The following is a 21,542-nucleotide window of genomic DNA, read 5'->3' as shown; positions in this document are numbered from 1 at the left end:
GGTGGTTAGCATACTGATGAGTAAGAGTTAATATTAACTATCATTTATTAGTTTGTAGATAATAAGAGTTGTTCACATTAATTGTGGATAACAATGGCTTTCATCTGTGAATAACTTATTTTATTTGTTAAATAACAGTAAGATGAGTGATTGTGGTAAAAGTATTCAATTTTTAAAGGCAAAAAAAAACCTTTTTATGGGGGATAAAAAGGTTAAGGGCATTTCGTAACAGGTTGTCTTTAAGTTGATATGGAATGTAGTATATCTGCTGCAATGTTATTTACTGATAATTTATGTAAATTCATTAAAAGAATTCACTGTGACAGACAAGTAAAGGGTAAAAAAATATGTTAAACGGAATCAACCATTTAACTTTAGCTGTAACTGATTTAGAAAAAAGTATTGGTTTTTATCAATCACTACTTGGTATGAAGTTACATGCGAGTTGGAAAAAGGGCGCCTATATTTCCTGTGGCGATTTATGGTTATGTTTATCATTAGATATAACTCGCCAATTTTCGTCCCCAGAAAAAACGGATTACACACACTATGCCTTTAACGTTGATGCGAAAGACTTTCTTATCGTTGTTGATAGGCTAATGCAAGCAAATGTCATTGTCTGGAAAGAAAATAAAAGTGAAGGAGATTCTTTTTACTTTCTTGATCCAGATGGCCACAAATTAGAATTGCATGTAGGCGGCTTATTACAGCGCTTAAAGAGCTGCCAAGAAAAACCGTATGAAGAAATGAAATTTTATTAAAAAGAGTTATGGATTTCTTTACAAAGGATTTTTAGTTTTAAAAATAGCTTTACGCAGAGTTGGTTATCCTATTTTCAGTTAATTTTGAGTAATAGGAAAAAGAATGAAAAAACTTATAGCGACATTAGCCGGGGCGTCGATGCTATTAGTTTTGGCTGCCGCCATGTTACTAATCGTTTTTCCTCAGCAGTGGAAGCAAAGCATTTATCCGAATATATCCCAAGTCTTACCAACATCGCTCAGTGCTATTTTACCGCAGAGTTTAGCCAGTAATGATATTTGTAATAGTCTAGAGGATAACCTGCAAAGTTTTACTGATTATCTTAAAGTGAATCAGGACATTGTTGATGTAAAGGGAATGAATAGTTTAGATGAACAACTTGCCAATATTCAAACCAGAATTGATTCTATGCCCAGTGATGTACGAAATTTAGTTTGCCAGCAAGAGTATAGTAAATTAGAAGGTTTAAAGAGTGTGTTTTCCTTAACTCCCAATAACTAATTATTTTTGTAGTTAATATCACTCCTCTATATGTTCCTCCACTCAAATTTATATATTCATTTATGGTATGCTAATAGCATCATTTTGGCTTACAGGTAACGCAATGAATATATTTAAATTGCCATTATTGAATTGGTTAGTCGCTAATGGGGTCGCTGTATATTTTCTTTCCAAGCAAGGTCTTTTAGACTGGACGTTTTCTGGTTGGATGGGAATTTTAGGTATATTAATTGCACTGGAGAGTGTGAGTTGGGTCGCGACGAGTCTTTACTACTTTTATAAACATAAAACATCACCAAATCCTACGGTTAAGGCAACGCATTTAGTGACTAACGGGCCTTACCGATTTTCACGTAATCCAATGTATTTAGCTTTTACATCAATGAGCCTGGCTTTAGCTTTCTTTTCACATTCTCCTTATTTTTTGGTCGCAGGGTTAGTATTTTGGCTGATTACTGATTTATACACGATCCCACAGGAAGAACGTTTTTTATCTGCATCATTTAAGAATGAGTGGGAAAAATATAGCAAACAAACGAGACGTTGGTTATAGATTGGTGGAAATGAGACGCTTTATCATTTAATCTGTTTTGTACACTTCAAATTTAGAATTTACGCAAAACATATTTAGGATAATCATGAACTATCAGGTGGCGCCATTTTGGATATATTCCAGTAAACTCGCATGTTTTATAATGTTCAGCGTATTTTTTGCTTTTTTTTCGGTAAGTGGTTTTATACTTTATTTATTTACCATCGGGGTTGTTTGGGCTGTCGTAGTCTCATTTAAAATTCATGGAATGAAGGAAAAAGGAATAGTCTTAAAAAATAGCGATACATCTGATTGGATGGTATATGTGAATGGTATTCCAGTCCAAGAAAGAAGACAAACTCTCTCCAATCCCTGTTTTGCAACGATACAGCATGCGAAGTCATTCTTTAGTATTGCCTTTATTATTCGGGCGTTAATTCAAATTATCTTTTGTATTTATTTACTTTGGCAAATAGAGAAATTAGATAATACTTATGTACTATTACTCTCGTTAATAGCCACTTTCTACATCATTTACTCTTTATGGAAATCAATTCAATCGGTTATTATTCTTCAACAAAATAAGATAATCAGTGAAGAGTTAATCGCACCTAGTGGATCCCGTTGGTATCGTGTGTTTTTCAAGCAAAAAGAAAAACTATTTCCTGCATTGGATAACTTATTCATCATTTAATCGGGAAGGTGTTGATTTTTCATATGAAGAAGAACAATTCACGGTATTACGCTATCACCATAAAATAGGTCTGTGTTATCATTAGCAGTTGAGTTGCTCACGATGTAACGAAATAGGGCGTTTTAAGTTTCCCATATTTGTGTACATATCTTGCATAGTGAAGTGAGAAATCGTTAGTAACGTATTGATTTATAACTTTGGAATAATCAAGCAAGTGATCTTTCGTGTGGGTCACCACTGCTGATAAGGATTTTTTAATGCCTGTTATTACTCTTCCTGATGGAAGTCAGCGTCAGTTTGACCATCCCGTTTCTGTGATGGATGTTGCTCGAGACATCGGAGCGGGTTTAGCTAAAGCCTGTATCGCGGGTCGAATTAATGGCGAACGCGTTGATGCATGTGAAATAATTGAACATGATGCAAATGTATCCATTATTACGAGCAAAGATGAAGACGGACTCGAAATTATTCGTCACTCTTGTGCTCACCTGTTAGGCCATGCAATCAAACAATTATGGCCAAACACTAAAATGGCGATTGGGCCGACTATCGACAATGGTTTTTACTATGATGTTGATTTAGACCACATGCTGACCCAGGAAGACTTGGAAAAGCTTGAAAAGCGCATGCTTGAGCTTGCCAAAACAGATTATGATGTGGTGAAAAAACGTGTTTCTTGGAGCGAAGCTCGTGAAACATTTGTGGCTCGAGGCGAAGACTATAAAGTTGAAATATTAGATCAAAATATTAGTCAAGATGACCGCCCTGGTTTATATCATCACGAAGAATATGTTGATATGTGTCGCGGTCCACACGTACCGAATATGCGTTTTTGCCACCATTTTAAACTACAAAAAGTGGCTGGTGCATACTGGCGTGGTAACAGCGATAACAAAATGCTGCAACGTATTTACGGCACCGCATGGGCTGATAAAAAACAATTGGCAGCCTATTTATTACGTTTAGAAGAAGCAGCTAAACGTGACCACCGTAAAATTGGTAAACAGTTAGATTTATACCATATGCAAGAAGAAGCGCCGGGAATGGCATTCTGGCATAATGACGGTTGGACAATTTTCCGTGAACTGGAAACCTTCGTACGCACTAAACTGAAAGCTTATAATTATCAAGAAGTGAAAGGGCCATTTATGATGGACCGCGTATTATGGGAAAAAACAGGTCACTGGGATAACTATAAAGACGCTATGTTCACGACGTCATCTGAAAACCGTGAATATTGTGTAAAACCAATGAACTGCCCAGGTCACGTACAAATTTTTAACCAAGGTTTGAAATCATACCGTGACTTACCATTGCGTATGGCAGAATTTGGCAGCTGTCACCGTAATGAGCCATCAGGTGCATTGCACGGCTTAATGCGTGTGCGTGGCTTTACTCAGGATGATGCACATATCTTCTGTACTGAAGAGCAAATCTTAAGTGAAGTCACTAGCTGTATTGAAATGATTTATGATGTTTACGCAACTTTTGGTTTCGAAAAAATTGTTGTAAAACTATCAACCCGTCCTGAAAAACGTATCGGTACTGACGAGATGTGGGACAGAGCGGAAGAAGACTTAGCCAACGCCCTGAAATCAAAAGGTATTGAGTTTGAATACCAACCAGGTGAAGGCGCATTTTATGGCCCGAAAATTGAGTTTACACTGTATGACTGCCTTGACCGTGCATGGCAATGTGGTACTGTCCAGTTAGACTTCTTCTTACCGGGTCGTTTGACAGCTTCCTATGTAGGTGAAAACAACGAACGTATCGTTCCTGTTATGATCCACCGTGCAGTGTTAGGTTCACTAGAACGCTTCATTGGTATCTTAACAGAAGAGTATGCAGGCTTTTTCCCAACATGGTTAGCACCACAACAAGTGGTTGTAATGAACATTACTGATAGCCAAGCAGACTATGTTCAAGAATTAGTAAGCAAGCTGCAAAGTGTTGGCATTCGTGCGAAAGCGGACTTACGTAACGAGAAAATCGGCTTTAAGATCCGTGAGCACACACTGCGTCGCGTCCCTTACATGTTAGTATGTGGTGATAAAGAAGTTGAATCAGGTAAAGTCGCTGTTCGTACCCGTCGTGGTAAAGACTTAGGCAGCCTTGATGTCAACGAATTCATGACAAAACTGCTTGAAGAGATCCGCAGTCGTCAACTCAATCAGATGGAGGAATAAGGTATTAAAGGCGGAAAAAAACTCCCAACAGCGCGTCCAAATCGAATTAACGATGAAATTCGCGCAACAGAAATCCGTGTCACTGGTTTAGACGGTGAGCAACTTGGTGTTATGAGTGTGCGTGAAGCCCTCTTTAAAGCAGAAGAAGCTGGTGTTGACTTAGTCGAAATCAGCCCAAATGCTGAACCACCGGTTTGTCGTATCATGGATTACGGTAAATATCTTTATGAGAAAAGCAAATCTCAGAAAGAACAAAAGAAAAAACAAAAAGTTGTTCAAGTGAAGGAAATTAAATTCCGTCCAGGAACAGACGAAGGCGACTACCAAGTTAAATTACGTAGTCTAATTCGCTTTTTGGAAGATGGTGACAAAGCTAAAGTGACACTGCGTTTTCGTGGTCGCGAAATGGCTCACCAACAGATTGGCTTGGAAGTGCTTAACCGCATCAAAACCGATCTGGATGAACTGGCATCTGTTGAATCATTCCCATCAAGGATTGAAGGACGCCAGATGATCATGGTATTGGCACCAAAGAAAAAATAATTAAGCCAGTATGGTTATAGCGAAGTAATTGCTAGAGTCTAGCAGCGCTCATTTTGGGCGCTGCTTCTCTGTTTTATCCGAGTTTTCTTTTTATTAATGATGAAAGTAATCTCATAGTAGCTAAGATACGGGTGTATTTTATGTCTTGTTATTTGCTTCATTAATGAATAAAGATAATTACGTCAAAGCAATATTTGGCCTCAATAGCCAAGTTTTCAAACAGTTCAGTGTGATTTATTGCAAGATTTACTTGAGTAATCCGGCAATAAGCATTAAAATCCGCGGTCGAATCACTTTGTCAGTGCATAGCGCATGAAGACAAACACAGAATATCGTACACACGTCAGGTATTAACTATTGAGTGACGAGTGTATTTGCTTGAGAGAAGCAAATCTCTTTATCCAATTGGAGGAATGAAGTATTAAAGGCGGAAAAAGAATCCCAACAACACGTCCAAATCGTATTAATGATGAAATTCGTGTTCCAGAGGTCCGTTTAACGGGTTTAGACGGTGAACAGTTAGGCATCATGAGCGCACGCGAAGCGCTTGAAAAAGCTGAAGAAGCAGGTGTAGACCTAGTAGAAATCAGCCCAAATGCTGAACCGCCAGTTTGTCGTATCATGGATTACGGCAAATTCCTTTATGAGAAGAGCAAATCTCAAAAAGAGCAAAAAAAGAAACAAAAAGTTGTTCAGGTGAAGGAAATTAAATTCCGCCCTGGTACAGATGAAGGTGATTATCAGGTCAAACTACGCAACCTGACTCGCTTTCTGGAAGATGGTGATAAAGCTAAAGTTACACTGCGTTTTCGCGGTCGTGAAATGGCTCACCAGCAGATCGGTCTGGAAATGCTTAACCGCATCAAAGCTGATCTGGAAGAACTGGCATCCGTGGAGTCTTTCCCTTCAAGAATTGAAGGACGTCAGATGATCATGGTGCTGGCACCGAAGAAGAAATAATTAGGCCTGCAAGTAATACTCGTTTATAGCAATATAGATGTTATTCGCCTAATTAATTCGTAGTTAATCACAATGCGAAGTTGGAAATAAAAGAAATGCCAAAGATTAAAACTGTACGTGGCGCAGCAAAGCGCTTTAAAAAAACTGCAGGCGGTGGCTTTAAGCGTAAGCATGCAAACCTTCGTCACATCCTGACTAAAAAGTCAACTAAGCGTAAACGCCATTTACGTCCGAAAGGAATGGTATCTAAGGGCGATCTGGGTCTGGTAGTTGCTTGCCTGCCTTACGCATAAGTAAACAATTTAGTTAATATAAGATAAAGACGATAGGAGATAGCTTATGGCTCGCGCAAAACGTGGTGTAATCGCCCGTGCACGTCACAAAAAAATTCTGAAGCAAGCGAAAGGTTACTATGGTGCACGTTCACGTGTTTACCGCGTAGCATTTCAAGCGGTAATCAAAGCTGGTCAATACGCTTACCGTGACCGCCGTCAACGTAAACGTCAGTTCCGTCAACTGTGGATCGCACGTATCAACGCTGCGGCTCGTCAGAACGGTCTGTCTTACAGCCGCTTCATCAATGGCTTGAAAAAAGCTTCAATTGAAATCGACCGTAAGATCTTAGCAGACATCGCAGTTTTCGATAAAGCAGCATTCACTGCTTTAGTTGAAAAAGCGAAAGGCGCTTTAGCTTAATTGTTTGCTTGGAAAGAGGAGGGAAACTTCCTCTTTTCATTTATAGCTATTTGTGTTAATACTTTAGATACAGTTAGTTATTGAGAGTTTACTACATGCATTCTGTGATTTTTCGTTTCTTTTTTTACTTTAGCACCTGAATTTCGGGGGCTTTTTCGCGTAAATAGAAAAAAGAAATGAAAAGTTACGCTAAAGCCTCCTTAGGGAGGCTTTTTCATTTCTAGTTTTAGATTAAGTACAGTAAAATCAGTTAAGTATTCATTCATTACCAAATAGAATGTGAAGCTTAATATATATAGTGAATAACTAGCAAAAAGACCAAGTGGTCATAAAGGGGAAACAATGCCACATCTCGCTGAGTTGGTTGCACAGGCAAAAGCAGCCATTGAACAGGCCCAAGATGTTGCTACGTTGGAATCAGTGCGTGTTGAATATTTAGGCAAGAGCGGCCATTTCACACTACAGATGAAAACGTTGCGTGATCTGCCTGCTGAGGAACGTCCAGCAGCAGGGGCTGTGATAAATGAAGCTAAAGTACAGGTTCAAGATGCACTGAACGCCCGTAAGGACACGATGCAAGCTGAAATTCTTAATGCACGTCTAGTATCAGAAAAAATTGATGTGTCATTACCTGGGCGTCGTATGGAAAATGGTGGGTTACACCCAGTGACCCGTACAATTCAGCGAATTGAAGAGTTTTTTGGCGAATTAGGTTTCTCTGTTGAAACTGGTCCAGAAATCGAAGATGACTATCATAACTTTGATGCGTTAAATATACCTGCTCACCATCCCGCGCGTGCTGACCATGATACTTTTTGGTTTGATGCAAAACGCTTACTGCGTACGCAAACATCGGGTGTACAAATCCGTACAATGAATGGCCAACAACCACCGATTCGTATCATTGCTCCTGGTCGTGTATATCGTAATGATTACGACCAAACGCATACACCAATGTTCCATCAAACAGAAGGCCTGATTGTTGATAAAGATATCAGCTTTACCAATCTAAAAGGCACATTGCATGATTTCTTGAATAACTTCTTTGAAGAGGAAGTTCAAGTACGTTTCAGACCATCATATTTCCCATTCACCGAACCTTCAGCGGAAGTTGATGTTATGGGTAAAAATGGTAAATGGTTAGAAGTATTAGGGTGCGGAATGGTGCATCCAAATGTATTGCGCAATGTAGGTATTGACCCTGAAGTCTACTCTGGATTTGCCTTTGGTATGGGGATGGAGCGCTTAACAATGCTACGCTACGGTGTTTCTGACCTACGTGCATTCTTCGAAAATGATCTTCGTTTCCTCAAACAGTTTAAATAAGGCGGGGTTATCTCATGAAATTCAGTGAACTATGGTTACGCGAATGGGTAAACCCGGCGATCAGTAGTGAAGCATTATCTGACCAAATCACGATGGCGGGTTTGGAAGTTGATGGTGTAGATGCAGTTGCTGGGCAATTTCACGGCGTTGTTGTTGGTGAAGTGGTTGAGTGTGGTCAACACCCAAATGCAGACAAACTGCGCGTTACAAAAGTTAACGTAGGCGGTGAGCGTTTATTAGATATCGTCTGTGGTGCACCAAACTGCCGTCAAGGCCTAAAAGTTGCTGTTGCAACGGTTGGCGCGGTATTACCGGGTGATTTTAAAATTAAAGCGGCAAAACTACGTGGCGAGCCTTCTGAAGGTATGCTGTGTTCTTATTCTGAACTGGGTATTTCTGATGACCACAGTGGCATTATTGAATTGCCACTAGATGCCACTATCGGTACCGATATTCGTGAATATCTAAAACTTGATGATAATGCAATTGAAATCAGCATTACACCTAACCGTGCAGATTGCTTAAGTATTCTTGGGGTTGCACGTGATGTCGCTGTTATTAATAAATTAGCGCTAAATGAGCCTGCTATTAATACAGTATCTGTGACCACAAAAGATACTTTCCCAATTCGAGTAGAAGCACCTAATGCCTGCCCACGTTTCTTAGGTCGTGTGATCAAAAATATTGATGTGTCAGCGCCAACGCCAATGTGGATGAAAGAAAAGTTGCGTCGTGGTGGCGTCCGTTCTATTGACGCGGTTGTGGATATTACCAACTACGTCTTATTAGAATTGGGTCAGCCTCAACACGCTTATGATCTAGACCGTTTAGATGGTGCTATTGTTGCTCGCATGGCAAAAGAAGGGGAGAAACTAGTTCTCCTTGATGGCAGTGAAGCAACGTTAAAATCAGACACATTAGTGATTGCTGATGAATCAAAAGCACTGGGGATTGCAGGTATTTTTGGCGGTGAACACTCAGGTGTTAATACGGAAACCAAAAATATTTTATTAGAGTGTGCATTCTTCGACCCATTATCGATCACAGGTCGTGCACGTAATTACGGTTTGCACACTGATGCATCTCACCGTTTTGAGCGTGGTGTTGACCCTCAATTACAGTTTAAAGCGATTGAACGTGCTACTGCGCTAATTGTTGAGATTTGTGGTGGTGAAGTCGGTGAAATTATTGATGTAACCAGTGAACAGCATTTACCAAAAGCCGCAAATATTAAACTGACACGCAATAAATTAGACCGTTTGGTTGGTCACTTTATTGAAGATGAGTTAGTTACTGATATTTTGACGCGTTTAGGGTGCAAAGTCACGGTTTCTGCTAATACATGGGATGTTGTCGCCCCAAGTTGGCGCTTCGATATGCAAATCGAAGAAGACTTAGTGGAAGAAGTTGCTCGTGTATATGGATATAACAGCATCCCTGATGTGCCATTACGTGCTGATTTGACCATGACTAACCACAAAGAAGCTAACTTACCTTTAAAACGTATTAAAGCAATGTTAGTTGACCGTGGTTACCAAGAAGCAATCACTTATAGTTTTGTTGACCCTAAAGTTCAAGCTTTACTGCATCCACAACAAGACGCGTTGCTTTTACCTAACCCTATTTCTGTTGATATGTCAGCGATGCGTTTATCGTTACTGACTGGTTTATTAGGAACGGTTGTCTATAATCAAAATCGTCAACAAAATAGAATTCGTTTATTTGAGACAGGTCTGCGCTTTATTCCTGATAATCAAGCAGAATATGGAATTCGCCAAGAACCTATGTTGGCAGGGGTCATTACAGGTAACAGATTTGAAGAACATTGGTCATTAGATAAACAAGTTGTTGACTTCTTTGACTTAAAAGGTGATCTTGAAGCTGTTTTTGAATTGACTGGGAAACTAAATCAAATTACATTTAAATCTGAGGCACATCCTGCATTGCATCCAGGTCAAAGTGCTGGGATTTATCTGGAAAATGAACACATTGGCTTTATTGGTGTAGTTCACCCAGAATTAGAACACAAACTCGATTTAAATGGTCGTACGGTGGTGTTTGAGGTTCGTAGTGATGCGATAGCACAACGTGTCATCCCTGAAGCTAAGGCGATTTCGCGCTATCCATCGAACCGCCGTGACATCGCTGTTGTCGTGCCAGAAGATGTGGCTGCTGCTGAAGTTTTAGCAGAGTGTAAAAAAGTTGGCATAAATCATATAGTTGGCATAAACTTATTTGATGTGTACTGTGGTGAAGGAATAGCGGATGGCTATAAGAGCCTTGCTATCAGTCTTGTCTTCCAAGATACCCAGCGTACTATGGAAGAAGAAGAGATCACTGCTACCGTTGATCTGTGTATTGCTGCGTTAAAACAGCGATTCCAAGCCTCCTTGAGGGACTAAACCTATGGCGCTTACTAAAGCTGAAATGTCAGAAAATTTGTTTGAAAAACTGGGTGTTAGCAAACGTGATGCTAAAGACCTTGTCGAAACTTTCTTTGAAGAGGTTCGCCTTTCCTTAGAAAATGGTGAGCAAGTAAAATTATCTGGATTCGGTAACTTTGATTTACGTGATAAAAATCAACGTCCCGGACGTAACCCAAAAACTGGGGAAGATATTCCAATTACTGCCCGCCGTGTTGTTACCTTCCGCCCAGGCCAAAAATTAAAAAGCCGTGTAGAAAAAGCAACGCCGAAAGAGTAATTATATCGTTCGATATGAAAAAGACCGCCTAGGCGGTCTTTTGTTTTTTTGTCACATAAATTGTTTGAGCTCTCTATCTATTAACGTCATAAGAAGTTCATTCGCGGAATTCTTAAAAGCGGTTTCTTTCATCATAACTTTATGTTTTTTCTTTTCACTTAACTTATTGAAATTATTATATTCGTCAGTTGTTATTTTGGTTGATGACAACCCTCCACCAACAGCTATGGCAATATTCTTTGGTTCCATTTTGTTTTCTTTTGAATGTATCGCGATTTTAACAAACAGCGGCATACAAATTTGTAAATGCAATGGTAGTTTTTGCAGCTCAGGCAATCTTTCATCCGCGTTGTTTTTGGCTATCTGTAAAGTTTTATCTCTCTTGTTTGGAGCCATATTTTTAACATTTTTTTTTGTTTTATTTTCTTTATCGATTGATTTTTCATATTTATTTATTAATTTTTTGAGTTTGTCTTCTTCATTTGAATGCTTGGTTATTATTTTGTTTCGTAACTCTTTAATGGCGCCGGTAAGTTCATTTTGTGTAAAACTATTATCTTCTCTTATTTTTTGACTAAAGCTTGCATTATCAGTTAGTTTTACTAAGAGGTCAGAAATTTTAGAGTTAACACCGCTTATCCTTAAGATACCTTCTTGTTTAATAAATGTTGGGTTACTCAGCAAAGCTAAAATAATCGTATTCATGGAATGAAGCTCTGCTTTTTTACCCTCAGATATATCAGGATACTGGTTGATTAATTCAATATTTTTTAAGTAGATCTTGTTGGCTGCACTTGCCCATTCTTCAGTTGGGCACTGAGCTGACAAATCACTCGCTTCAAGTTCATATTGTTTCTGAAGCTGCTTCGCATGAATTGGTTCAATAGGTTGATTTACAAAGTTGTTAGTAGGTTGGTTATTGGCAGATGGAGGTAAGACAGTTGTACTTTTAATATATGCGGGGTTATCTATAATCTTAATATTGTCAAACTTATGTTTTACCATAAATTTGAGTTCATGATACAGAGAATCAAGGGACTGCATTACTGTATTTTTAATGGCTTTTAGTGAATGAATAAAAGACGTGTTTTGTCTTTCATCAGATGATTTCGCTTTATTATCGTGTATCTGATTTGTAGACGAATATATTTTAGAACAGTTCATATGTATTACTCCAAAGTAAAAAAACTAAAGAAGTTTAGATTCATTCGTATACTATCTCTTACATAAAAAGCTATAATTCATTAACTTAATGAAAAAACATTTATTATCATGATAGCTAACCAACTTGAGCATTTGAAAAATAAACAAAAGGCAACGGACTTACGTTTGATTGTTATATTGGTTATCAGTCTGTGTATCGTGTCCGTTTTTTACCTTTGTGTTGGGGAAATATGGTATTGGCCGAATCAATGGGTCGGAGAAAGTGCCAAGCTTTTTGTTTGGCAAATTCGTTTTCCACGCCTATTAGCCGTGATAGTTATTGGTGCAGCGTTAGCTGTTACTGGGGCCCTTATGCAAGCTTTATTTGAAAACCCACTAGCTGAGCCTGGGTTATTAGGTGTAAGTAATGGAGCGGGTGTTGCGGTGGTGCTGGCTGTATTGTTGTCTTCAGGCGTGACGCATTATTGGCTATTAAGTATTAGCTCAATTATGGGAGCACTATTTTTTACCTCCATATTGCTCTATTTTGCTCGCCGTAAAAACTTGAATAATTCAAGTTTATTGCTTGTTGGTGTTGCTCTAGGCGTGATTAGTGGTGCCTGTATGACATGGATGGTGTACATGAGCAGCAACCTTGATTTGCGACAGTTACTCTATTGGATGATGGGGAGTTTTAGTGGGGTTGATTGGCGACAATTTGGTCTTGTTATTGGTTGCTTGCCATTTTTAATTTGGGTGCTTTTCCAAGGAAATATACTGAATTACCTTTCATTAGGAACAGTACAAGCTTATCAATTAGGTATATCAATCCATAAATGGCGCGTTATATTGATTATTATTAGCGGTGTATTAATTGGCCTCAGTGTTGCTATTGCGGGGGCGATTAGCTTTATTGGCTTAGTTATTCCTCATATATTGAGATTAAGTGGTTTAACAGATAACCGCGTATTATTGGTTGGTTCTGCAGTGGCAGGGGCATTAGGGTTATTAACAGCAGATATTCTGTCTCGGTTATTAATCGCCAATGCGGAAGTTCCCATTGGTGTTATTACGGCAACCTTAGGGGCCCCGGTATTTATTTTCTTGTTAATCCGTCACCAACAATGGCGGTAGAAATGATGGAAAATAAATTAATTATTGATATTAAAAATATTACCATCGATACACGCTTGGTCAATGTTTCAGCTCAAGTGCTAACTGGTGAACAAATTCATATATTGGGTGCCAATGGGGCCGGGAAAAGTACATTATTAGCTGCGATAAGCGGTTATTTGCCTGTAGGTGGCGATATTTTAATTGGTGGGCGAAGTATACGGCAATATCATATTGCTCAATTGAGCCAACAACGTGCTTATCTTTCACAATTAGTTAGTTACATTCCAATACTCAAAGTTTTTCAATATGTTGGCCTGTTTTCACCTAACACAGTGTTTTCTGCTGGTGTTTTTGAGCGTTTATGTAGCGATTTTCAACTAACATCATTATTAAGTAAACCTATTAACCAACTCTCGGGTGGTGAATGGCAAAGAGTCCGAATTGTAGCAGCATTTTTGCAGGTCTGGGATAAACAGCAATGCGAGGGGAAATTTATATTATTGGATGAGCCGACCAATAATTTAGATATTATTCAGCAAGCAATGCTTGATAAATGGATTAAATATTTTTGTGATTGCTTAGGAACCGTTATAATGAGTGGTCATGATCTTAGCCATTCGTATAAAAATGCATCTTGTATTTGGATGATAAAACAAGGACAGTTAGTCGCAGTAGGGAAACCAGAATGTATAATGACAGAAAAAAATTTATCTGACATATTTATGTCTGAAATTAAGTTAAGCCATAGTGCATCTCACCGGGTGTGGCAGGTTATAAATTTAACGGATAAGCAATAAGGTGTTTTTATCACTTATTTTTGCATGATAATCCCGCAATGTTTGCAGGTGTTGAGGTTCGGTTAAAGTATAATTAACTAGAATATTCTATTCACAATGAAAACTAGGCTATAAACAATATGAGCAATTTCTTACCATTTTCAAAACCGGCAATCGGTGATGAAGAGGTCAAGGCAGTTGAAAAAGTTCTGCGTTCAGGCTGGATAACTACAGGCCCACAGAATCATCAATTAGAAGAAGATTTTTGTAAGCGTTATGGCTGTAAGCATGCGATTGCACTTTCTTCTGCAACAGCGGGGATGCATGTTGTCTTAATGGCATTAGGTATTGGCCCTGGTGATGAAATTATTACACCATCACAAACATGGGTTTCTACGATTAACATGATTGAATTGCTTGGTGCAACCCCTGTGATGATTGATGTTGATCGTGACACATTAATGATCCAACCTGATGCCGTAGAAAAAGCGTTAACAGAAAAAACAAAGGCCATTATCCCAGTTCATTATGCGGGGGCTCCTTGTGATCTTGACGCATTGCGTTTGATTGCTCAAAAAGCCGGTGTAGCTTTAATTGAAGATGCAGCACATGCCGTGGGTACTCGTTATAAAGATGAGTGGATTGGCGAAAAGGGAACGTCTATTTTCTCTTTTCATGCCATCAAAAATGTCACCTGTGCGGAAGGGGGATTAGTCGCAACAGATGATGACAAGCTCGCTCAGCGTGTACGTACGCTTAAGTTTCACGGTCTAGGCGTTGATGCGTTTGATAGACAAATGCAAGGCCGTAAGCCGCAAGCAGAGGTTGTTGAACCTGGTTTTAAATATAATTTGTCTGATATCCATGCTGCAATAGCGGTTGTGCAATTATCTCGTGTCGAGCAGTTAAACCAGCGTCGTGCTGAACTGACGGCGCGTTATCGTGAATTGCTAAAAAAATCCCCATTACAGATGCTTACCGTACCTGATTACCCACATTTACATGCTAATCATTTATTCATGGTGCGTGTTGATAAAAAACAATGCGGTATTGACCGTGATACTTTCATGGAAAAATTGAAAGAGCACGATATTGGTACAGGGCTACATTTTCGTGCTGCCCACACACAAAAATATTATCGTGAAAAATATCCTGAATTAACCTTACCTGAATCAACATGGAATAGTGCGACATTATGTTCGCTACCATTATTCCCTGATATGACAGATGCAGATGTTGAACGGGTTGTCAAAGCTGTAGAAGCAGTTCTTTTGGAGTCAAAATAGTGTCACACGCAGATGAATTTGATGAGATAAAAAAAGTCTCAGTGGTAATCCCTGTCTATAATGAAGAGCAGAGCTTACCGCAATTACTAGAACGTACTATCAAGTCATGTAAACAATTAACTCAATCTTATGAATTAATTTTAGTTGATGATGGTAGTAGCGATCGTTCAGCACAAATGCTTACAGAAGCAGCGGAAAATCCAGAAAACCACGTTATTGCAATTATTTTAAACCGTAATTATGGGCAGCATTCTGCTATTATGGCAGGTTTTAACCAAGCGGATGGCGATTTAGTAATTACCTTGGATGCGGATTTGCAAAATCCGCCAGAGGAAATCCCTCGTTTAGTGCAAACAGCGATGCAAGGTTATGATGTAGTTGGTACACGCCGTGCGAATCGCCAAGATTCTTGGTTTCGCAAAACAGCGTCTAAAATGATTAATGCGATGATCACCAAAGCAACAGGCCGCTCTATGGGTGACTATGGCTGTATGTTACGTGCATACCGTCGTCATATTATTCAAGCTATGTTGCAATGTCATGAAAGAAGTACATTTATTCCTATTTTAGCAAATACATTTGCACGTAGAACCATTGAAATTGATGTAGCGCATGCAGAACGCGAGTTTGGTGATTCTAAATACAGCTTTATGAAGCTGATTAATTTAATGTATGACTTATTAACATGCCTGACTACGGCACCACTGCGTTTATTGAGTGTTGTCGGTAGTATTATCGCCGCTGGCGGTTTTTTATTAGCGGTATTGTTAATTGCATTGCGTTTAATTTTTGGCGCAGAGTGGGCCGCAGATGGCGTATTCACGCTGTTTGCAGTACTCTTTATGTTTATTGGTGCACAGTTTGTTGCCATGGGTTTATTGGGCGAATACATTGGTAGGATCTACAATGATGTGCGCGCGAGACCCCGTTATTTTATTCAAAAAGTCGTTGGAGCAGATGCGAAATCCGACAAAAATCAGGAAGAAGACTAATGAAAGCTATTGTTTTTGCCTATCATGATATTGGCTGCGTAGGGCTAAAAGCGCTTGAAAAAGCAGGTTTTGATATCCAAGCAGTGTTTACCCACACTGATGACCCAAATGAAAACCACTTTTACTCCTCTGTTGCGCGTTTAAGTGCTGACATGGAGCTTCCTGTTTTTGCGCCTGAAAACGTTAATCACCCATTGTGGATTGAACGTATTCGCGAAATGAAACCTGATGTGATTTTCTCCTTCTACTATCGTGATATGTTGAGTGAAGAGCTGTTAGCTATCGCGCCTAAAGGTGCGTTTAATCTACATGGTTCATTACTCCCTAAATATCGCGGTCGTGCGCCTATCAATTGGGCATTATTAAAAGGCGAAAGCGAAACAGGTGTAACCTTACATAAAATGGTAGCTAAAGCCGACGCTGGCGATATCATTGCTCAAGAAAAAGTGGTTATTACCGATACAGACACTAGCCTAACTTTACATGCAAAAGTCCGTGAAGCGGCGGAAGTTTTGCTGGATAAAACACTGCCATTAATCGAAACTGGTAGCTACAAAGCCGTTGCACAAGACGAAAGTCAAGCAACGTACTTTGGTCGTCGTACCGCTGAAGATGGTTTGATTAATTGGAACGACAGTGCAAAAGACGTTAATTGCTTGATTCGTGCAGTGACTGAACCTTACCCAGGTGCGTTTACCTATTTAGGTGCGCGCAAAATGGTTATTTGGCGCGCACGCGTTTTAGATGATAACCAAGGTAAACCAGCAGGTACGGTACTTTCGAGTGACCCACTGCGTATCGCTTGTGGTCAAGGTGCTATCGAAGTGATTAGCGGCCAAAGTGAGACGGGTTTATATATGCAAGGTAGCCGCCTTGCTAACGAAATGGGTATCGTGACAGATGTTCGTGTTGGTGCAAAACCAACGGCACAAGTAAAACGTCGTACACGTGTTCTGATCCTTGGTGTTAACGGCTTTATCGGTAACCACTTGACTGAGCGCCTGTTAAAAGACGGTAATTACGATATCTATGGTATGGATATCGGTTCTTCCGCAATTGAACGTTTTATTGGTAACCCACGTTTCCACTTTATTGAAGGTGACGTTAGCATCCATACAGAATGGATTGAATATCACATCAAAAAATGTGACGTTATTCTGCCTTTGGTTGCGATCGCGACGCCAATCGAATATACCCGTAACCCACTGCGTGTTTTCGAGTTAGACTTCGAAGAAAACTTAAAAGTTGTACGTTACTGTGTGAAATACAACAAACGCATCATTTTCCCATCAACTTCTGAAGTTTATGGTATGTGTGATGATAAAGAGTTTGATGAAGATGAATCACGCCTGATCGTAGGACCAATCAATAAACAACGTTGGATTTACTCAGTATCTAAACAATTACTTGACCGAGTGATTTGGGCATACGGTGCAAAAGAAGGTCTGAAGTTCACCTTATTCCGTCCATTTAACTGGATGGGACCACGTTTAGATAGCTTGAACTCTGCGCGTATTGGTAGTTCTCGTGCAATTACACAGTTGATCTTGAACTTGGTTGAAGGTTCTCCGATTAAACTGGTTGATGGTGGTGCACAAAAACGCTGTTTTACAGATATTAAAGACGGTATTGAAGCACTGTTCCGTATTATCGAAAATAAAGATGGTAAGTGTGACGGCCAAATCATCAATATCGGTAACCCAACGAATGAAGCCAGTATTCGTGAATTAGCGGAAATGTTGCTGGAAAGCTTCGAAAAACACCCACAACGTGGAAAATTCCCTCCATTTGCAGGTTTCCGTGAAATCGAAAGCAGCAGCTATTATGGCCAAGGGTATCAAGACGTTGAACACCGTAAACCAAGTGTTGAAAACGCACGTCGTTTACTGGACTGGGTTCCAACTATCGATATGAAAGATACCATTGAAGAAACATTAGATTTCTTCTTACAAGGTGCTGTTGAAGAGTTAGGTAATAAAGACTAATGAAAAAAGTTGGCTTGAGAATTGATGTGGATACCTACCAAGGTACATTAAAAGGGGTTCCACAGTTACTCAAAGTGCTCAAAGAGCATAATATTCAGGCCAGCTTTTTCTTCAGCGTAGGACCCGATAACATGGGGCGCCATTTATGGCGCCTTTTGCGTCCTAAATTTCTGTGGAAAATGCTTAGGTCTAATGCAGCATCCCTTTATGGGTTAGATATCTTATTAGCGGGCACAGCATGGCCGGGTAAAAAAATTGCTAAGGATTTAGGTTACTTGATGAAACAAACCTTGGATGCTGGTCATGAAGTTGGCTTACATGCATGGGATCATCAAGGCTGGCAGGCTAAGGTTGCGAAATGGAGCAAACCGCAACTGACAGAGCAGGTTAAGCTAGGTGTTGATGCATTGGAGCAAGCTATTGGGCATCGTGTGACTTGTTCAGCCGTCGCTGGTTGGCGAGGCGATGAGCGCGTATTGGAAGTTAAACAAACGTTTAACTTTGACTACAACAGTGATTGCCGTGGTAAATATCCATTTAGGCCAATTTTAGCGGATGGCTCATTAGGGACAGTTCAAATTCCTGTAACACTGCCGACTTACGATGAAGTTGTGGGAACAGTCGTGAGTGATGAGGCATTTAATGATTTTATTCTTCAAGCAATTAAAGAAGATCAAGGCATTCCAGTTTATACTATTCACACTGAAGTGGAAGGGATGTCTAAATCGGAACAATTTTCACAATTATTGGAACGAATTACACAAGAAGATATCCAATTCTGTACATTGAGTGAATTACTGCCAGACGATTTGAATTCATTGCCAAAAGGGCGTGTGGTGAGGGCACCATTCCCTGGGCGTGAAGGCTGGCTAGGCTGCCAAGAAGAGGAATAAGCAACCTATGTTGAATAACCGAGCGAGCAAAGTAGGAGCCTCTCTGCTGGCTCTTTTTTTTATCTTAACCTATTTATTGCCGTTGGATAGCCGTTTACTTTGGCAACCAGATGAAACACGATATGCGGAAATTAGCCGTGAAATGTTACAGCGTGGGGATTGGATTGTTCCTTACATGCTGGATGTACGTTATTTCGAAAAACCAGTAGCAGGTTACTGGATAAACAATATTAGCCAAATGATTTTTGGTGAAACTAATTTTGCTGTTCGCTTTGGTTCGGTTTTTTGTATTTTCCTCAGTGCATTACTTGTCTACCGTATGGCAAAAATGATGTGGCGTAATAACCACGTTGCTTATGTTGCTAGCCTCATTTATATCTCAATGTTCTTGGTATTCTCCATCGGAACTTACAGTGTACTCGACCCAATGTTGTCTTTATGGATAGCGGCAAGCATGTTCTGTTGTTTGTGGGCAATGAAATCGAGAGAAGTAAAATCTAAACTAGCGGCATGGCTTTGTCTTGGGCTGGCTTGTGGCATGGCATTTATGACTAAAGGCTTTTTAGCCCTTGCGATCCCCGTGATAGTCATGCTTCCTGTCACAATCTATCAAAAGCGGTTCCTTGAGTTACTTAAGTACGGGCCGCTTGCAATAATTTCGGCGGTTATTATCAGTTTGCCATGGGCTTTGGCGGTTGCAAAACAAGAACCAGACTATTGGCACTATTTCTTTTGGATTGAGCACATTAAGCGTTTCACAGCAGATGATGCGCAGCATATTGCACCGTTTTGGTATTATATTCCAATTATCATTCTTGGCGCTATTCCATGGGCAGGGCTGTTGCCAGGTGCGATAATGAAAGGCTGGAAAGAACGTAAATCTAGCCCCGATATGTTTTTCTTACTGTGCTGGTTTGTTGTTCCTGTTATCTTTTTCAGTATTTCCCGCGGTAAGTTACCAACGTATATGTTACCGTTTATGGCGCCATTGGCATTGCTTATGGCGAAGTATGGGGTTGATTGCGTTCGTAATGGTAAAATGAAAGCATTGAAAGCCAATGGGATCATTAATGTTGTATTAGGGGTCGCTGCGGTTATAGCGGTAATTGTCGTGAGCACGGTGATCAAAAAACCGTTATACGAACCTGATGAATGGTCAAAAATGGTGTTAGGTGTCGTTGCATTTTCTATTTGGGCGATTATCGGTTACCTATGTACGGTATTAAATGCTAAATATTGGTTATGGGCAGCCTCGTGCTCTTTGGCCGTGAGTTTGTGTATTGGTAGTGCTCTGCCGAACAACACCATCGATTCTAAATTACCTCAAAACTTTATTCATCAAAATCATGATTTACTGATGAATAGCAAATATTTGATGGCAAGTAATGTTGGGGTCGCAGCAGGCCTTGCGTGGGAAACACAAAATTCCAATATCTATTTATACAATAGTAGTGGAGAGCTAAGTTACGGTTTGGAATACCCAGATAGCCAACATCGCTTAGTTAAACCGGATCAATTTGCACAGTGGCTAGAAAAAGCACGCAAAGAAGGGCAGGTAACTGTTGTCTTTTTATTAGGCCGTAAAGAAGGGTTACCGGATATTCCTAAGCCAGATGAAGTCATTAAAAATTCACGTATGGCGATTGTGGTTTACCATCAACAATGATTGCACAACTACTGCTGTTATTGCTGGTTAGCGTTTTGACCTGCGTTGGGCAAGTGGCTCAAAAGCAAGCCGTCGTCAATTGGCAGAGTAATAAAACCAATAAAACAGCATCAGCCTTTCGGTGGCTGGTGCTGGCGGTTTTTATGCTAGGCCTTGGCATGTTGTTTTGGTTGAAATTATTGGAAACCATGCCGCTGAGTATCGCTTATCCAATGTTAAGTATTAATTTTGTATTAATTACTTTAATTGGCCAGTTTGTTTATAAAGAGCAAACTGGGCTTAACCACTGGCTAGGGGTTGCTGCCATTATGTTTGGTATTTTGCTAATGAGTATCGGCGTATGAACAAGGGTTATTTGTGGGTGATTAGCAGTGCTTTATTAGTCACAGCCGCTCAACTGAGCTTAAAAGCCGGGGTAGTTGAACTACCCTCATTCACACTTGGCTGGCATTGGCTACAATTAGAGTGGTTACTCGCAAATATTACTAGCTTAGGAATTATTTTTTTAGGATTAGTTTGTTATGCGTTATCGATGTTATGTTGGCTATTAGCTTTAAAACACATAGCATTGAATAAAGCTTATCCGCTTATTAGCTTAAGCTATGTTTTCGTTTATTTATTAGCAGTTTTCTTACCTTGGTTTAATGAACCTGCGACACGACTAAAGGCCATTGGAATTGGCTTTATTTTATTAGGGGTATGGCTAATTAGCCGGCCCAATAAATCACCAAGTGATAGAACGGAATAATTTCTTAGTTGCTTATATTATAGTCTTCACGCAC

At 39.8% G+C, this 21,542-nt stretch carries 23 protein-coding genes and 1 other annotated feature; of the genes, 22 read left to right on the top strand and 1 reads right to left on the bottom strand.

Going from position 1 to position 21,542, the window contains the following annotated elements; translation table 11 throughout:
* Window positions 1-347: 347 nt before the first annotated feature.
* The 13 genes from fos to ihfA all read left to right on the top strand — a co-directional run bounded on the left by fos (window position 348) and on the right by ihfA (window position 10,903).
* On the top strand, window positions 348-761 hold the full coding sequence (gene fos, locus P3L40_RS12820; RefSeq protein WP_004263671.1) for a fosfomycin resistance glutathione transferase: 414 nt from the start codon (window positions 348-350) through the stop codon (window positions 759-761).
* A gap of 103 nt (window positions 762-864) precedes the next feature.
* A complete protein-coding gene (locus tag P3L40_RS12815) occupies window positions 865-1,263 on the top strand; it encodes a hypothetical protein (protein WP_094961745.1) in 399 nt (132 codons plus the stop codon).
* A gap of 103 nt (window positions 1,264-1,366) precedes the next feature.
* Window positions 1,367-1,816, top strand: a complete 450-nt coding sequence (locus tag P3L40_RS12810) for a methyltransferase family protein (RefSeq protein WP_096863950.1) — start codon at window positions 1,367-1,369, stop codon at window positions 1,814-1,816.
* An 85-nt stretch (window positions 1,817-1,901) separates the two neighbouring features.
* The gene (locus P3L40_RS12805; RefSeq protein ID WP_136134749.1) at window positions 1,902-2,489 is read left to right on the top strand and encodes a hypothetical protein; all 588 of its coding nucleotides are present in this window, start codon (window positions 1,902-1,904) and stop codon (window positions 2,487-2,489) included.
* Between the two features lie 257 nt (window positions 2,490-2,746).
* On the top strand, window positions 2,747-4,675 hold the full coding sequence (thrS, locus tag P3L40_RS12800; protein WP_004910357.1) for a threonine--tRNA ligase: 1,929 nt from the start codon (window positions 2,747-2,749) through the stop codon (window positions 4,673-4,675).
* A gap of 3 nt (window positions 4,676-4,678) precedes the next feature.
* The gene (gene infC, locus P3L40_RS12795; RefSeq protein WP_071524538.1) at window positions 4,679-5,218 is read left to right on the top strand and encodes a translation initiation factor IF-3; all 540 of its coding nucleotides are present in this window, start codon (window positions 4,679-4,681) and stop codon (window positions 5,216-5,218) included.
* A gap of 420 nt (window positions 5,219-5,638) precedes the next feature.
* The gene (infC, locus tag P3L40_RS12790) at window positions 5,639-6,178 is read left to right on the top strand and encodes a translation initiation factor IF-3 (RefSeq protein ID WP_071524539.1); all 540 of its coding nucleotides are present in this window, start codon (window positions 5,639-5,641) and stop codon (window positions 6,176-6,178) included.
* 95 nt (window positions 6,179-6,273) lie between these two features.
* Window positions 6,274-6,471, top strand: a complete 198-nt coding sequence (gene rpmI / locus P3L40_RS12785) for a 50S ribosomal protein L35 (protein ID WP_004263702.1) — start codon at window positions 6,274-6,276, stop codon at window positions 6,469-6,471.
* A gap of 46 nt (window positions 6,472-6,517) precedes the next feature.
* Entirely contained in the window at window positions 6,518-6,874 is a 357-nt protein-coding gene (gene rplT, locus P3L40_RS12780; RefSeq protein WP_004263714.1) for a 50S ribosomal protein L20, read from the top strand.
* Window positions 6,875-6,963: 89 nt separating this feature from the next.
* Window positions 6,964-7,093 (top strand) — a sequence feature (Phe leader region).
* A complete protein-coding gene (gene pheM, locus P3L40_RS25145; RefSeq protein WP_136134757.1) occupies window positions 6,970-7,014 on the top strand; it encodes a pheST operon leader peptide PheM in 45 nt (14 codons plus the stop codon). Its footprint overlaps the feature before it by 45 nt.
* 123 nt (window positions 7,094-7,216) lie before the next feature.
* Entirely contained in the window at window positions 7,217-8,200 is a 984-nt protein-coding gene (gene pheS / locus P3L40_RS12775) for a phenylalanine--tRNA ligase subunit alpha (RefSeq protein WP_136134750.1), read from the top strand.
* Between the two features lie 14 nt (window positions 8,201-8,214).
* Window positions 8,215-10,602, top strand: a complete 2,388-nt coding sequence (pheT, locus tag P3L40_RS12770) for a phenylalanine--tRNA ligase subunit beta (RefSeq protein ID WP_136134751.1) — start codon at window positions 8,215-8,217, stop codon at window positions 10,600-10,602.
* Between the two features lie 4 nt (window positions 10,603-10,606).
* Entirely contained in the window at window positions 10,607-10,903 is a 297-nt protein-coding gene (gene ihfA / locus P3L40_RS12765; protein ID WP_004263721.1) for an integration host factor subunit alpha, read from the top strand.
* 51 nt (window positions 10,904-10,954) lie between these two features.
* On the opposite strand, the gene P3L40_RS12760 is transcribed toward ihfA, so the two are convergent.
* The gene (locus tag P3L40_RS12760) at window positions 10,955-12,067 is read right to left on the bottom strand and encodes a RhoGAP domain-containing protein (protein WP_136134752.1); all 1,113 of its coding nucleotides are present in this window, start codon (window positions 12,065-12,067) and stop codon (window positions 10,955-10,957) included.
* Window positions 12,068-12,175: 108 nt separating this feature from the next.
* Between P3L40_RS12760 and btuC the strand changes: the two genes are divergently transcribed.
* The 9 genes from btuC to arnF all read left to right on the top strand — a co-directional run bounded on the left by btuC (window position 12,176) and on the right by arnF (window position 21,508).
* A complete protein-coding gene (btuC, locus tag P3L40_RS12755) occupies window positions 12,176-13,180 on the top strand; it encodes a vitamin B12 ABC transporter permease BtuC (protein WP_176489292.1) in 1,005 nt (334 codons plus the stop codon).
* Window positions 13,181-13,182: 2 nt separating this feature from the next.
* Window positions 13,183-13,959, top strand: coding sequence for an ATP-binding cassette domain-containing protein (locus tag P3L40_RS12750; protein WP_096863956.1), 777 nt, complete (start codon window positions 13,183-13,185; stop codon window positions 13,957-13,959).
* Between the two features lie 119 nt (window positions 13,960-14,078).
* Window positions 14,079-15,224 carry a UDP-4-amino-4-deoxy-L-arabinose aminotransferase gene (arnB, locus tag P3L40_RS12745; protein ID WP_136134753.1) on the top strand — a complete coding sequence of 382 codons (1,146 nt, stop codon included), beginning with the start codon at window positions 14,079-14,081 and terminating at the stop codon, window positions 15,222-15,224.
* Window positions 15,224-16,216, top strand: a complete 993-nt coding sequence (gene arnC, locus P3L40_RS12740; RefSeq protein WP_004263733.1) for an undecaprenyl-phosphate 4-deoxy-4-formamido-L-arabinose transferase — start codon at window positions 15,224-15,226, stop codon at window positions 16,214-16,216. The genes arnB and arnC overlap by 1 nt, the downstream gene beginning before the upstream one ends.
* Window positions 16,216-18,201, top strand: coding sequence for a bifunctional UDP-4-amino-4-deoxy-L-arabinose formyltransferase/UDP-glucuronic acid oxidase ArnA (gene arnA / locus P3L40_RS12735; RefSeq protein WP_096863958.1), 1,986 nt, complete (start codon window positions 16,216-16,218; stop codon window positions 18,199-18,201). Before arnC ends, arnA begins: the two co-directional genes overlap by 1 nt.
* Window positions 18,201-19,094, top strand: a complete 894-nt coding sequence (gene arnD / locus P3L40_RS12730) for a 4-deoxy-4-formamido-L-arabinose-phosphoundecaprenol deformylase (RefSeq protein ID WP_004263737.1) — start codon at window positions 18,201-18,203, stop codon at window positions 19,092-19,094. The genes arnA and arnD overlap by 1 nt, the downstream gene beginning before the upstream one ends.
* A gap of 7 nt (window positions 19,095-19,101) precedes the next feature.
* Window positions 19,102-20,760, top strand: coding sequence for a lipid IV(A) 4-amino-4-deoxy-L-arabinosyltransferase (arnT, locus tag P3L40_RS12725; protein ID WP_181489627.1), 1,659 nt, complete (start codon window positions 19,102-19,104; stop codon window positions 20,758-20,760).
* Window positions 20,757-21,104, top strand: coding sequence for a 4-amino-4-deoxy-L-arabinose-phosphoundecaprenol flippase subunit ArnE (arnE, locus tag P3L40_RS12720; RefSeq protein WP_004263742.1), 348 nt, complete (start codon window positions 20,757-20,759; stop codon window positions 21,102-21,104). The genes arnT and arnE overlap by 4 nt, the downstream gene beginning before the upstream one ends.
* Complete coding sequence (arnF, locus tag P3L40_RS12715) at window positions 21,101-21,508, top strand: 4-amino-4-deoxy-L-arabinose-phosphoundecaprenol flippase subunit ArnF (RefSeq protein WP_210852563.1); 408 nt, start codon at window positions 21,101-21,103, stop codon at window positions 21,506-21,508. The genes arnE and arnF overlap by 4 nt, the downstream gene beginning before the upstream one ends.
* Window positions 21,509-21,542: the final 34 nt, after the last annotated feature.

Source organism: Providencia sp. PROV040 (genome assembly GCF_032706145.1).
GTDB lineage: Bacteria > Pseudomonadota > Gammaproteobacteria > Enterobacterales > Enterobacteriaceae > Providencia > Providencia hangzhouensis.
This window is presented reverse-complemented; position numbering and strand designations above follow the sequence as displayed.